This is a genomic window from uncultured Pedobacter sp. (assembly GCF_913776295.1).
GTDB lineage: Bacteria > Bacteroidota > Bacteroidia > Sphingobacteriales > Sphingobacteriaceae > Pedobacter.
Genome location: NZ_CAJYOJ010000015.1, coordinates 1 through 13,275, shown reverse-complemented (window position 1 = coordinate 13,275; position 13,275 = coordinate 1). Strand labels below are relative to the sequence as shown.

Below are 13,275 nucleotides of genomic sequence, written 5' to 3'. Positions count from 1 at the left end.
TTAACGAAGAGTTATTCTCAAAAATAATTTGTAATGGAAAATAAAATAAAGGTTTCCTTAGCACTACTCTTATTGATTTGCCTTATAAATATGCCTTATGGTTACTACCAACTGGTTAGGTTTTTAGCAATGATAGGATTTGGAATTTTAGCATATCGGACATGCAGTAAAGGCCATCTTAACGTCGCTATTATTTACACTGCGTTGGCTGTTTTGTTTCAGCCCATAATTAAAATCGCATTCAGTAGATACCTATGGAATATGATAGATGTGTTAGTGGCGATTGGACTAATCCTTTCAATTTATAGAAAAACAAAAAATTTACCAAGATAATATAAAACTTCATTAATGATGAAAACCCTCTCCCTAATCATCTTCTTCTTCGTAAACGTTACCTGCAAAGAAACTACAACCGTATACATCTGCAACAGCCCTGGAGCTAAAAAATACCACAATAGCTCAAATTGTCGCGGATTAAGTAATTGTACTTACAAAATTGTAAAGGTAGATATCGAAAAAGCCAAAAAAGACGGCAAAACGTTATGCGCCTGGGAAAAGTAAGCCTGCTGCTGTTGCTGCTTACGCTCCAGTCATGCTTCATCCAGCCAGCTGGAAACATAGGCATCGATTATAGCAACCTGGTTTTTCCCGCCAAAGTGATCCGCATTTTAGATGGCGACACCATGGAAGTTTTGTACCAGAACCACCCGGTTAAAATCCGGTTGGCACATATTGATTGCCCCGAGAAACGCAGGCACCAGCCTTTTGGTACCCAAGCCAAACAGGCCTTATCTGATTTATGCTTTGGACGAATAGTTACGGTTCAGGGCCAAAAATATGACCGCTATAAAAGACTGATCGCCCTGGTGATTAACGATAAAAAACAGGTAATCAATCAGGAAATGATTAAACAGGGCATGGCCTGGCATTTCAAAAAGTACTCCAGCGATCCGCTTTATGCTCAATTGGAAATGACCGCCAGGAAAAACAAAACAGGTTTATGGCAGGACAGCACTGCGATTGCCCCATGGGAATGGCGAGGGATGAAGCATGTTTTAGCAAAGTAGCAGCCCGATGCTGCTTACAAAGTATAATTAAGTAAAACGGTCCCCTGTGGTTTCCCGTAAAATAAACTGACTTGATGTTTGCACTTTTAAGGTAGCGAAAGCTATAATGTTAAACCTTAAAAAATCAATTATGCCACAAAGAATTTTAAATGAAGATTGGGAAGATTACGACAATCGAAAAATCAGAGATGGAAGAGATGGTAGATTCTTTTCATGCGAAGAGAAATGGGAAGTAGATTACCTGGTAGCCAAAATCAAAAAGCACAAAAGCAATTCGGATCAAGAAATCAGGAATGCTATTGATGCATGTTGCAAAACAGTGCCTGCACCCAGACCAAGAAAGCAATTTGTTGAATGTGTGATGTCAAAATTGTAATAATTTTAGGGGAAGTCTAACTTTCCCTAAAATTATTTACCATACCAACAACCGGTTATGATGATACGGTAAAGATCTTCTTAAACAACGTAATTAATTTAGATTATGCTGGTTGTGTGATCGACTTTAGCGGAAACTTTACCATGCCACAAGTTTAACCATTAAACCACTGCGCTAGCTGGCCAACTATAACCTTTAGCACAGGGTTTTTATTTTTTTTAACTAAATTTTCCGCACTGCCGTTCTTAATACTGAGAGGAGGAAAAGGATCAGAAATACGATGATTACAGGCGCAAAAACTTCTACCCAGCCTATGCGCCCGAAAATGATTTTGATGATAAAGAGGATGCCGCTAAAAAGCATCCCCAAAAAGATTAAGGTTTCTTTAAAACCCCTTTGTTTTGTTTTCCTAGTCCTTCTTTTTGCCACAATTTTTTTTAAATGATTAACTAATAACCTGATTCCGATAATTGATATACCCTTAAACAGTCTCTTGAAGATATTTTTAGTTCATGGTCGTCACCCTGAATTTATTTCAGGGTCTATCTAGGAGGAAAGATGCTGACCACGCAGTAGCTACAATGCAATTAAAAAATACTAGCACTACTTGTAAAATAAATTCAGCATAACGATCGCGCTAGACTCATTAGTCCAAGATTAGTCCTTAAGAATAAATATTAATCGAATTTAGGTTTATAGCAATGTTATCTCAACACGCCTGTTCTTTTTTCTTCCACCGGCGGTTTTATTGGAGGCAACAGGGTTTTTAATTCCTTTTCCTGTGGTGCTTATCCTGCTTGCATCGATATTTAATTCATTTAAGTGATTTTTGAAGGCATCGGCCCTTGCCTGCGATATCTGCTGGTTTAGCGCTATCGGACCATCACTGCTGGCATAACCATCAATATGTATGGATGCCATTGGGTTGTTAACCAAATAAGTCACAATGCGCCTGATCAAAACTTCATTAGTGTTTGCAAAAGATGATGAACCCTGTACAAATGTTACGGGTATGCTATGGTTTAAATCCCTGAGCGCTTTGGTTGGTAATTTAACAGGCGCTGCCTTCTGGCGGGTTTTAATGGTCAAATCTTCTTTTACTGCAGGTGATTTTGCCTGGATAACAGCCGTGGTATCCATACCGTCAACGTTTTTGTTAGCTGGTGTTTCCGGAACAACAACTGAAGCCGTATTTGAAGAAACAGCAGGTATGGATGCCTTTGCTGCAGGATCTGTTTTACCTGTTGCATAATACCAGATGCCACCACCAACAACCAGTACCCCGAATAAACCAAGTAGCCATCCCTTCGATCTGCCAGCGGTTTTTTCAATCTCTCCTTTTGAAAGATCAAATTTAGATGGGGCTGTTTTAGCACCATCGTTTTTATTTAAATCGAATGCCATAATTTTCTATTCTTAGGTGTACATATCAACCAAAGTTTGCAAACTGCCTGTATGTGCCCTGCCCATTGCTTCAAACTCCCAGCTTTCTCCCACACGGAACAAACGCCCAAACTCTACGGCATCTTCATTTGTATACTGGTCTTTAAGATCGTAGCGCAGGATTTCCGAACCATTGCTTTCATCCACAATCCTGATGTAGCAGTCGTTCACTTTTCCAAAATTCAGGTCTAATGTTCTCCTGTCTTTTTTATTGTCGTTAGGGTATTTACAGATGGTGCAGCAGATAATAATCTGCTCTACCTTAGGGTTAACTTTTGATAAATCGATAAACATATCTTCATCATCGTCGCCGTCGCTTCTGCTCCCGTCCGGATCATCAATGGCGCCGATAATGGCACCGTCTTCTGTAAATGGCCTAAAGAGACCTTTTTCTACTTTATCCTCAATTTTGTTACCCATTCGGATTTGCCCGTAAAAGGTGAAGTATGAGTCGGAAGGGATCTTGAAATCGCCTCCGATCGAAAACGCCGAAACATCAAGGTCGAACTCCGGACCGCCTGGTTCTTCATTAGGGTTCCAGCCCATTCCTATTTTTACAATAGTGAGTCCTGGTGCTGCCTTGGACAGAGAGAACCGGTCTCCCTTATTCAAATTAAAACTGCTCATGATTGATATAATGCTATTAGTGTATTTAAACCGCCCGAAAAGGCCTGACCAAGGGCCTCAACATTCCATGATCCCCCGTTTCTGGAAATGGAAGCAATCATAATGGAATCCTCATTTGTAAATTCCTCTTTAAGCTGGTATTGGCATAAAACCGATTGATCAGCACGGTTTCTGATATTGATATAGGAGTTTTGAACGTGGCCAAAATGGTGTCCTCTTTCTTCACTCTGATCAATGGTTACGGCAAAATAAAGGAACTCTACCTTCGGATTTATTTTGGATAAATCGATGTGGATGACCTCATCATCTCCCTCGCCTTCGCCACCCCTGCTATCGCCAGGGTAGTGGGTTGAACCATCAGGGCTGGTATCATTGTTATAAAAAACAAAGTATTCATCAGCAAGTAGTTTACCGTTTTCGCCCAGCATAAATACCGAGAGATCCAGGTCTACGGGGTGTCCGTTTACAACAGCAGTATCCCAGCCCAGGCCTGCAATAATGTGTTTTAAGCCGGGTTCTTCCCCGATTAGGGAAACAGGTTTTCTTTTTTCTATTTGTATAGCCATTTCATCAATTTTTAGTTTATACGCCCTATTTCTTTTTTGGAGGTAAGGGCGGTAGTTTTACCGGATTATTTTTAGTGTTTGGTGTTGCTTTTATTTCAGGCAACCTGGGGATATTTATGGGTTTTGGGATATCGCCTGGCTTTTTTGGTGGTAATGGTGGTGGCAATTTTGGCGCTGGGAGCGGAGGACGAACCAATACCGGAGGCGGAGCAGGCACTTTTGCTTCAACTTTGTACCCGGCACTGGCAATTGCCTGGAAAATCGCCAGCATAGTATCTTTAATATCGGCAGGCTGCAAAGCCCTAACATGAGGATACTTTTTTAATAGTTTGTCAGAAAAATACGAGGTGCTGATTTCTTCTGATCCCAGCAGGATCATCACAGCATTTGCCTGCAAATTGTTGGTCTTCAGCAGATCGTCTATTGCCGTTAAAATCATCCCGTCATTGGCATAATATTGTAGCCTGTCGTTCAGATTTCTTTCTCTTAGGTTAAACCAATACCGGTTTCCATCGGATAGTTCGGCTTCGCCTTTTATAATCGGACTGATGTTTTGAAGCAAAGCCGCACAGAAGGGAAGCAGGAAAGCGATTTCTTCATTTTTATCAACAGACAGATAAGAATTTTGCAGGATGATATATTCTACAACCATATCGGCCAGGATTTTTACCCTGGGGTCAGCACCCTGACCGGGTAGCTTAGCTGTACCAAGCGCTTCCTCCCTGATATTTTTGTAGAGGTTTAAATAAAGTACATCATCAACGCCATTCATAAATAAAATGGCCTTATCGTTGGATAAAATCTGCTTTTGGGAGAGTGTATTAAAAAGGGCACGGTGATATCCAATACGGCCTACATTAAAATAGCCAGCCTCCAGAAACAGGTTTTCAATCAGCGACTTCTCATTGTCTTCAATATCATCATCAAATAAAAAGCGCAAAGGGAACTGCTGTCTGTACGATTCGATAGAATCTGATTTGTATAATACCGTGTTTAAAAAGTACGATAAGTATTGTTCAATACCATAATAAAATAGCTGTTTAACTGGTTTTTTATTGCCATATATACTGAAATGTTTCGCCGGATCTTTTACTATTTCGAAATAATTGCCATAAGCATAAGGATCGTTTTTGTAAAAGCGTTCCTTTGCTGCGGCACCAAAAATAAAATCGTTGCCATTTACATAAAAGTACAGGGGAACTTCGTTCGACTCCCTCATTTTTAATGGGGCATAAGGGTTACTGTCTGATTGATACCAGATAGTAACCGTCCGCTTCGATATTTTTGCCAACACACAAAACCCCATCATTATTGTTTTTGAATACCCTTAAGCAAATGTTTTTCAAAGAATTTCATCCCTTCCAGAATAATGATCGGCACTACATAATCAAAATCTTTCTGATCATCTTGTTTCCGCTTTTGTGCTTTGATAAAATCGGGTTCTCCTTTGATATAGTTCTCGATGTTCATATCCTGAAAACCGGCCATAAAATCTGTGGCGTTCATTTTTAAACCGAACATGCTGGAGGAAACCTTGTAAAACAGATCGGCAAAATCCATAAATCTTGGGCAATGCGCTTTGCCTTCCTTTGGCAAACAGATAAAATGATTGCCAATGTGTTCCAGCATTTCGGGCGTAATGGAATTAGTTGATTCAAGGTATTTAAATTCGCCATTTGGCGTAACCACACAGAAATTATCTTCGCCTAATATTTCAATGGCCTGTTTGTTGGTCGGCACCAGAATACTGGTGATATTGGTTGGGATGGCCAAACCTTTTGACACTTCGTATTTAACATCCGCGTTATCTGTTCCGCGTTGCGAATTGATATCGATTATTTTTAAAGGGCTTGTGGTAATGGGGCTAATGGTTTGTTTCGCCACTGCTTCTCCACCCATTCCCCTGATAAACATCTGCGTATAATAATCATCAGCTGCGGCCGGATTTACCGCGGTAAACCAGTCGAATATTCTTGCGCCTTTACCTGCAAATGCTATTTTTATTTTCGGTGGAATGGCTTTAACGGCAGGTGGTGCATCTTCTGATTTTACAATTTCATTCCGTAGTTTATAGGCCAGCTGACCTGCGTAAAACATAATCAGGCCGGTAACGTAGAGGTTAATGCTCATCATTTCCTTGCATTCGGCGGCGATTAAGAGATAAAAAGTTTCAAAATCTGAAGCTTGCAACCGATCAACCACTTGTTCGAAATAATAGGGTGCGGTATTTTCGTTGAATTTAGGAGTGCCGGAATTTAGCCCTTGGATCGATATTTTTTTCTTTTCACAAATCCGGAGCAGTACATTTTTAAAATTTGGAGAAAATTTCGTTGCCTGCGCCACCCGTTCGGCCGCAAAGCGGATGGAATTCTGTTTGATCATGGCCTTTCCGCCTTCCATCTGGCAAAGGGCAGTAATATCTGTTGTACTCCCTCCAATATCAAAACAAAGCACCAACTCGCCGGGATTAATGGAATATCCTCCATTCGGGCGTACCAGATAATTGGCTACCGCACATGCTTCTGATAAGGACTCTTCATTGCTCAACTTTTTGAAATCGAACCTTAACGGACCGGTTTCCGTTTTGATGTCAACAGCTGTAAGTGTTTTTCTTGCATCATTTCCCCATCCAGTGGCTTCCCCTGCTTTGGCTTGTTCGCCCCAGGTGCTATTTCCGGTACCTGTTGAACCCCATGCCGAGGGCGTAGCCGCAGGTGTTGAAGCTTGACTGCCCCATCCATCAGACTGCGCAGCCGAAGTGCTCCAGCTGCTGCCCGACGTATCCCCGAGATCAGAAAGATCGGAAGGAGGGAAGGTTTTTAATTTCACCTGGCTTTCAATTGGCGATATTTCTTTAAGCGAATCCCATATTCCCCTGTATTCACTTAACAATTCTTTTCCCATTGATGAAGGGTACGACCATTTTAAAGTATGTGGCTCATGTCCTTCAATAAATAACTGTGCGTACACATGTAAGAGTAAGGTACTGAGGTATGCTGTTTTATAACTTTTATCAATCTGCTGGGTCGACCATTTCATATTGTACACCAGCTCCGCCCGGCCAATCCGGTTATACCCTAAAATGTAGCGGTTGTTTTCTGCATTTTCGATGGGCAGGTTTTTCTCAAAACAGGGGAAACCACCTTTTACGGCCTGGGCCAATAAAGAATTGACCTGGATGTTGCCATCATTTACCACTCTTCTCGGATCGTGAATCGTTAATACTGATTTGATGGAATTGGTGAGGATTTCGTCGTTCTGGAAAAAGAAAATTTCATCTTCAACAGCGGGACGTTCGTCGTTATTTTTACTGTCTGTAGACAATAATGAGACCCTTTTATTGGTGAGTTTCAGGTTTTCGCAAACCTCGTTCCGCTGATCGGAAAAATAAGCAATAGAAGAATTTGTACTGCCAAAATCGACACCTAAAAAGGCTGGTGACAGTGCCCTTGGCGCACTTAACATATTTACGGGTAAAGCCTGCGTATTGCCCGATCCATCGTAACGGATAATACCAAAACCGCAATCAACCCCAGCATGTGCAAATTTTACGCCTTTAAACGGTTTATTGCTTTCGTATATTTCATATTTATATTTATTGTCGGCCACTGCATTGTTGGATGCAATATGCAACCGGGCTTTAATATTGCCATATTTTTCGGGGATTATTACTGCTTTTCCGTTAGTTGCCAGGTATAAAGGAATGCCTTTTTCATCCAGTGCGATTCTGAAAAAATCGTCGTCCACATTGCCGATAAATGGCGTAGCCTGAAACTTAGCATCGTTATGTGGTATTTCCGAATACAGGAAGTATCGGTTCCATTGTTTGGAAATAAAATTTGGCCACATTAAAATATCCTTGCCGCTGATCGATTCGGCGGTTATCTTATAAATAACCTCTTTGACAATTTCGTTTCCGGTTTCGGTATATAACTTTAACTGAACAATCAGGCGTTCGCCGTCTTTATCTGCCGGATCGTAAATGGCGTTAATCCGCGATTTTACGTTCGATGATTCGGAAATACCCACCAATGCATCAAGCGTGGCACCGAAAACATTTAATGCCAGTGGCGTTAAGGGTAGGGTAAAATAGGCATAGCTGTTCAGTTGCCCTTTGGTTTCGGCGGCCAGGAGCAGTATAGGTTTTGATTTCAGGAAGTTCCAGGTTTCCATTCCATCCCTGCCAAAATCGATCTGGGCAATTTCGGTAGTATCAGGAAGCAGTAGATCTTTCGGATCAAACAGGATACTGCCTTCTTTCGATTCGTTGTAGATCATTCCTTCCGAACCAAATAATGCTGTAGAATAATTAAAAAGCAGGCTAAAAGGATAATTAAATAACGAACCGACTTCAGGCGGAGTGGATTGATCAAGTTTATGGTAACCTTTGGTCTGTTGATAAATCACCATCTCGTTCATCCAGGCCTGGATACAAGTCGAAATATTGCCATACTCCGGCCTGATCAGCTCGTCTACACCAGCATAATTTAACCTGAACCTTTCAATGTGATCTAAAATGTGCCTGGCATATCCGTAAAGTGTAGAGAGTTCCTGCGGATTAATCTCCGACTGCAAAGGATCGATAAATTTTCCATTCTGAACATTGATAAAGGGAAATTTCTCCCTGATCTGGTAAGATACTGAAGTAAACACAAAACTATCAGGAGAGGTTCCGCCGATAACATGACCTTTAAACGAAATGACGTCGATAAAGGGTATCCTGTCGGTATTATTAGCCAATGATTGATCACACCACAAAGGCTTACGCTCGAATAGCATGTTGCCAAATGCACCAGTAGGCTCGTATAGGTTTGCAGTGGTATTTAAGTGCTGGCCATCTGAATAAGATAGATGAATCCTATTAACTTCTATATCTTTATAGTTTAAGGCTATGCAACTGATCAGGCCTTTCCATTCGCTTATGAGCGACTTATAGAATAACATTAAACCCGATGCTTCAGCATCTTTATCGCGGATGTTATCTATCGCATTTTTGAATAAATTAGCACGGGCAAATACAGATGGTATACCTGAGACAATCGTTCCGATATTAACAGCAGCATTACCATCCTGATCAACAGCAATTTCAGGGATCAGGATGTTTTTGGTAAATACTTCCAGCTGAGGGATTTTATCCCAGGCAAATTCGACGCCATTCGGCTCTGTTTTGGGATGAACTTTTATCGCCAGTGCTTTGATTCTTTTATCAGACATGGTGCTTTAGTTTATATCGAAGTTTTGTGAAATGGTAAGTGCGTTAAAAATATGAGCGAGGAATTTCTCTTTGGTGGTATTTACTTTTTGCTCCTCTTTTGGATTGGTATTGATCAGATTCTCCACAAAAACATTATATCGATCGCTAAAAAATCGTCCTTTGCTCCAATGGTGTTTTTCATCAAGGAAAATGGTACCAACATCCAGTTTTTTTAGTTCGGAAGGATTATCTGGAAAAGCTTTGCTATCAAAAAGGAACCGGCCCGGTGCAACGGAATTCCTCACCTGATAAAGCCAGCCTGGTATAAATTTCGCATCTTTAAAGGTGTAGGCAAAGAGTTTAAAATATTCGTTGATGTCTTTGCATTCCGCATCGGTAATGGTACTGTATTGGTTGAGTTTTTGGTTTTCGCATTGTTTAATGAATCCTTTTATGCCTGCATCATCAAAAGCGCCACCGTTTTTGGTTAAAGAAATGTGTGCCAGGGAGAAAAAAGCACCTAATTTATTTACAAAGATTTCGCCCGATTGATTTTCATTGCCTATAAAGTCGTCAAAAGAGAAATTGAACGAATTATCCTTAAATTCTACCGCTTTATAGAGGTAATCGGCCTTTGCGCTGCTAAAACCATCGTTGCGGGTAAAGAAATCGTAAGCCGCACAGGCACATAACAATTCTGTAATGTGACAAGGATTTTTCTGTTCGCCCCCACCGGTGATGGTTTGATTGGAAACGTTGTTGCCATCAATTTTTTTGCTTTCTATTGGCCAGCCAATATGATAAAGCAGTTTGTAACACCTTTGAACAGTAGGATCGCTTTGGTAAAACTGTAACGCCGCCTGACTGTTTAGCGGAAAAAACGACGAATCGGCAATTACGCTATTGGCTTTGCTGGCCTTCTGTTTATCATCGGGTTTACTAAAAGTGAAATACTCCGTTAATAAAGTTGAACCAAATTTGGCCTTTGCGAAATCGATACTGGCGTTGCCATTAGAGCGGATTTTTACAAAATCCTGTAGCGCTTTCGGGATCACGGGGATGGATGAGGCACCTGTACCACCGAATATAGAACCAAAAATAAAAACCCTGGCATTTGCACCCGCCCCCTCGAGTTTGCCCATAAAAGTATCCAGTTCGCGTTCCTGCAATTCGATTGCGGAACCTTTGACGATATTTCGGGCAGCTTCTACTATGCCGTGATACATCAGCATAGAACCCAGGTGAGTTTGCGCCCGGTAGCCATGTTCTAAAGCAAATTCCTGTACCGAGCCATTGTCTAAAAACAGATCCGAAATTAATTTATTGGCTTTCTGCTGTTCTGGCGAACCTGTTGTAATTTTACTGATGTTTTTATAGGTTTCTCTTCCAGGGCTAGCATAATTGGTGAAAAACCGGTGTAAATTCAGTTTTGCCGAGAAAAAGGTATTTGCGTTTGGGGTTCCGCCCAGGCTGGCGCCGGTTGTTTTGATCCGGTTGTAAAGGCTGATCAATTCTTCAACCCGCCCTTTGTTCCCGTTATTCTGGTCGGTATCAAGCGTGAGGATTTCGATTTCCTGATTGTCGAACATCCCAATTCCGCACAGGTGGGTAAAGGCTTCCAGACAGCGCATCCCTGTACCGCCTATGGCTATGACAAATAATTTATCCATTGCTATTATGATTAGGGATTAAAACCAGTGTCCGATTTTTCCGGTGGCAAATATTTTGCTCATGACAAAACCGATTAGAATGTAGAGCATAAAACCGATAGCGGTACCAATACTCAAGGCTGTAACATAATTATTTACGACCATGATGTTTGCATCGGGCTTAAACGCATAATAGCCTAATAAAAAACATACAGCCGGATTTAGGATAGCCAGTATCCAGAACCAGGTTTTACGTGCCTGCGGATCTTTGGGGTTACTCCCTCCTTCAAATTTGATGGCATTTGCAATGATGGCAGATAAAAGAAGAAAGATCAATGCGGTGATGATTGAGATGATGTACGCTGAAGCTGATTCCATTTTAGAATGATTTTAATGATTTTAGATTACTGTTTAGTTTTGATGTAGTAAGAGTACACTACTTTATCTACAGGTTTGAGTTCCTGTAAAGTATTTTTTATCGATTCTGACAAAGCGGTATTTGGGGCATTTTTTGAATTTATCCACTCGAATTTCGTCATTTTAGCGCCCTGCAAATTTGGTGTGACCGTGCTGGGTAAAATTTCTACCTTTATTAACCCATCAGGATTAGGGATGTTGGCTATACTGAATTTAGGGTCGAAAGAAACACCAAATTCTACGTGTTTAGGGTTGGATGCCCTGGTATTGGCGAAAAGGGTTTGGTTGAGGGTAAAAACCTCATTAAGCAGGTTGGATGCCTGTGCCTTATAAATCCATTTTTCTTTTAATTTTCCATCGGCATTATAACAGGATAATGCAATTGCATCCTTTTCCTGATCAGAAAACTTGGCCTCGCCATTACTGCCCTTGCTTAGTTTTGGCTGGTGTTTTTTAGCCTCTTCTGCTTTTGCAAAGTTTTCGAAATCAGCTGTCACATCCGAAACTTTCACTTTGAAGTTTCCAAAAGTGTAACTATCTTCATTATTGAGGTCAATAAAAAGTTTCCTGAAGAAATCGTTAAACTGGTTTTGTGCGGCATAAGTATGGTGCAGTTGATCGATGTTTTTCCAATCCAACCCAAGCGGATAAAACTCAAAGTCCTGTCCGTTTTTAAGCCCATTAATGTAACCCTCTTTTAAATCAAGTATATTTTTGGCCTTTTCAGATTTTGCAGTCTCATCGTAAAAAATACCTCCCGATTTTTCGGAAGGATAGGCCGTAGATAGCTGATAAGTACTATTGGATAAATCAAACCGTGTTGTTGATGGTGAAAGCTTCGATTCGAGTTTTGAGATCAAACTTCCCGCATCAGAACGACCATAACTGAATATGGTAAAATAAAGATGTTTATTCACCTTACCTTCCTGGTAATCGGCAATAAAAAAGTGAATGGAATTTCCTTTTTCAAGCCACCTGGAGAATGGGATTTTCAGGAAGGCGGTATTGGTCACCTCGATATTTTTTTGCCACTCCTCAAAATCAGTTATCAGCAGTGCATCGCTGTTACCGGCAACAATTTTTTCTACTGTTGCCTGCAAAGGTGCCCAAATGTCTGCATATTGTTTCGGGTCGCTCACCTGTTGCCCCAGTTCAGTCGTGTTGGCTACATTGAGTAATGATATTTTATTTGACCCTAATTTGTAAACTTCAAACTGTTGCGTAAGAACGGTATTGAAGCAGGCTGACATCATACTTTTAATCGCAGGGTCGCTAAAAGCCTTGTTTATCCCAGAGGAAAAATCAATATAAAGTGCAGGAGTGCCTTTTTTGGTCTCACTACCGGGAGTATTCGCGCTATGGTAGGCTTCAATACGTTTTCCTAAATCCTGATCATAAAGGTTGAAATTTATAGCTGCGAAGGGATCTTCTGATTGAGATTCTCCGGAACTTTTACAAGCTGAAATTGCAAATAGTCCCAATAATCCCATGATCCTGATAAAGTTCCGGGTATTGCCTGTTTTCATAATTTATACATTTTGGTGCTTTAAGTATGGTTTAGTTAACCAAAAGTATAAGCACGGCAACGGCAATCCTTACGGAAAACCGTAAAGAGAAAATTATAGGCAATAAAATTTTGATTTAATTTTTAGAAACCATCACATTTTCCTCATTGGAACCAGTCATCTAAAATTAAGCCCTGTATATCACCTGCTCAATGCGGAGACAGGTGTAAAAGGATTAAAATCCAATTAAAATTTACCATCGGCTAGCTTCACATCATACAAAAATATTCTTTGGATCATCTCCTTAAACAAAAAAAGCCGCCCAAAACAGGCAGCTTTATTCATCTAAATAAATAATCTTCTATTTTGCTAAAACCATAGCATTTTGCTCCGCTTTCATAATAGCCTCAGAAGCGTATGATTCTGATTTA

At 40.7% G+C, this 13,275-nt stretch carries 12 protein-coding genes; 4 read left to right on the top strand and 8 right to left on the bottom strand.

Annotation, left to right across the window (positions count from 1 at the left end; genetic code table 11):
• Nucleotides 1-33 precede the first annotated feature (33 nt).
• From QZ738_RS03110 to QZ738_RS03095, 4 genes are all read left to right on the top strand, one after another.
• On the top strand, nucleotides 34-333 hold the full coding sequence (locus QZ738_RS03110; protein ID WP_293784419.1) for a DUF6804 family protein: 300 nt from the start codon (nucleotides 34-36) through the stop codon (nucleotides 331-333).
• A 15-nt stretch (nucleotides 334-348) separates the two neighbouring features.
• Nucleotides 349-561 carry a hypothetical protein gene (locus QZ738_RS03105; RefSeq protein ID WP_293784416.1) on the top strand — a complete coding sequence of 71 codons (213 nt, stop codon included), beginning with the start codon at nucleotides 349-351 and terminating at the stop codon, nucleotides 559-561.
• On the top strand, nucleotides 543-1,067 hold the full coding sequence (locus QZ738_RS03100) for a thermonuclease family protein (protein ID WP_293784413.1): 525 nt from the start codon (nucleotides 543-545) through the stop codon (nucleotides 1,065-1,067). Before QZ738_RS03105 ends, QZ738_RS03100 begins: the two co-directional genes overlap by 19 nt.
• A gap of 130 nt (nucleotides 1,068-1,197) precedes the next feature.
• Nucleotides 1,198-1,443, top strand: coding sequence for a hypothetical protein (locus QZ738_RS03095; RefSeq protein ID WP_293784410.1), 246 nt, complete (start codon nucleotides 1,198-1,200; stop codon nucleotides 1,441-1,443).
• A 693-nt stretch (nucleotides 1,444-2,136) separates the two neighbouring features.
• Here the strand turns inward: QZ738_RS03095 and QZ738_RS03090 are convergent.
• The 8 genes from QZ738_RS03090 to QZ738_RS03055 are packed head-to-tail and all read right to left on the bottom strand — an operon-like array spanning nucleotide 2,137 to nucleotide 12,865.
• Nucleotides 2,137-2,847 carry an OmpA family protein gene (locus QZ738_RS03090; protein ID WP_293784407.1) on the bottom strand — a complete coding sequence of 237 codons (711 nt, stop codon included), beginning with the start codon at nucleotides 2,845-2,847 and terminating at the stop codon, nucleotides 2,137-2,139.
• A gap of 12 nt (nucleotides 2,848-2,859) precedes the next feature.
• Nucleotides 2,860-3,513, bottom strand: coding sequence for a TerD family protein (locus tag QZ738_RS03085; protein WP_293784404.1), 654 nt, complete (start codon nucleotides 3,511-3,513; stop codon nucleotides 2,860-2,862).
• Nucleotides 3,510-4,079 (bottom strand): TerD family protein, encoded by a 570-nt coding sequence (locus QZ738_RS03080; RefSeq protein WP_293784401.1) that lies wholly within the window; start codon nucleotides 4,077-4,079, stop codon nucleotides 3,510-3,512. Before QZ738_RS03080 ends, QZ738_RS03085 begins: the two co-directional genes overlap by 4 nt.
• Before the next feature lie 25 nt (nucleotides 4,080-4,104).
• Nucleotides 4,105-5,388, bottom strand: coding sequence for a hypothetical protein (locus QZ738_RS03075; protein ID WP_293784398.1), 1,284 nt, complete (start codon nucleotides 5,386-5,388; stop codon nucleotides 4,105-4,107).
• A complete protein-coding gene (locus tag QZ738_RS03070) occupies nucleotides 5,388-9,293 on the bottom strand; it encodes a hypothetical protein (RefSeq protein WP_293784395.1) in 3,906 nt (1,301 codons plus the stop codon). Before QZ738_RS03070 ends, QZ738_RS03075 begins: the two co-directional genes overlap by 1 nt.
• A gap of 6 nt (nucleotides 9,294-9,299) precedes the next feature.
• A complete protein-coding gene (locus QZ738_RS03065; protein ID WP_293784392.1) occupies nucleotides 9,300-10,943 on the bottom strand; it encodes a hypothetical protein in 1,644 nt (547 codons plus the stop codon).
• Between the two features lie 18 nt (nucleotides 10,944-10,961).
• Complete coding sequence (locus QZ738_RS03060; RefSeq protein WP_293784389.1) at nucleotides 10,962-11,300, bottom strand: hypothetical protein; 339 nt, start codon at nucleotides 11,298-11,300, stop codon at nucleotides 10,962-10,964.
• 26 nt (nucleotides 11,301-11,326) lie between these two features.
• Entirely contained in the window at nucleotides 11,327-12,865 is a 1,539-nt protein-coding gene (locus tag QZ738_RS03055; protein ID WP_293784386.1) for a hypothetical protein, read from the bottom strand.
• Nucleotides 12,866-13,275: the final 410 nt, after the last annotated feature.

Excerpts from the sequence above, each read along its gene's own strand:
- QZ738_RS03085 (WP_293784404.1), bottom strand. The coding sequence starts at position 3,513 with ATGAGCAGTTTTAATTTGAATAAGGGAGACCGGTTCTCTCTGTCCAAG.
- QZ738_RS03055 (WP_293784386.1), bottom strand. The coding sequence starts at position 12,865 with ATGAAAACAGGCAATACCCGGAACTTTATCAGGATCATGGGATTATTG.
- QZ738_RS03105 (WP_293784416.1), top strand. The coding sequence starts at position 349 with ATGATGAAAACCCTCTCCCTAATCATCTTCTTCTTCGTAAACGTTACC.
- QZ738_RS03070 (WP_293784395.1), bottom strand. The coding sequence starts at position 9,293 with ATGTCTGATAAAAGAATCAAAGCACTGGCGATAAAAGTTCATCCCAAA.
- QZ738_RS03100 (WP_293784413.1), top strand. The coding sequence starts at position 543 with ATGCGCCTGGGAAAAGTAAGCCTGCTGCTGTTGCTGCTTACGCTCCAG.
- QZ738_RS03095 (WP_293784410.1), top strand. The coding sequence starts at position 1,198 with ATGCCACAAAGAATTTTAAATGAAGATTGGGAAGATTACGACAATCGA.
- QZ738_RS03065 (WP_293784392.1), bottom strand. The coding sequence starts at position 10,943 with ATGGATAAATTATTTGTCATAGCCATAGGCGGTACAGGGATGCGCTGT.
- QZ738_RS03110 (WP_293784419.1), top strand. The coding sequence starts at position 34 with ATGGAAAATAAAATAAAGGTTTCCTTAGCACTACTCTTATTGATTTGC.
- QZ738_RS03090 (WP_293784407.1), bottom strand. The coding sequence starts at position 2,847 with ATGGCATTCGATTTAAATAAAAACGATGGTGCTAAAACAGCCCCATCT.
- QZ738_RS03060 (WP_293784389.1), bottom strand. The coding sequence starts at position 11,300 with ATGGAATCAGCTTCAGCGTACATCATCTCAATCATCACCGCATTGATC.
- QZ738_RS03075 (WP_293784398.1), bottom strand. The coding sequence starts at position 5,388 with ATGATGGGGTTTTGTGTGTTGGCAAAAATATCGAAGCGGACGGTTACT.
- QZ738_RS03080 (WP_293784401.1), bottom strand. The coding sequence starts at position 4,079 with ATGGCTATACAAATAGAAAAAAGAAAACCTGTTTCCCTAATCGGGGAA.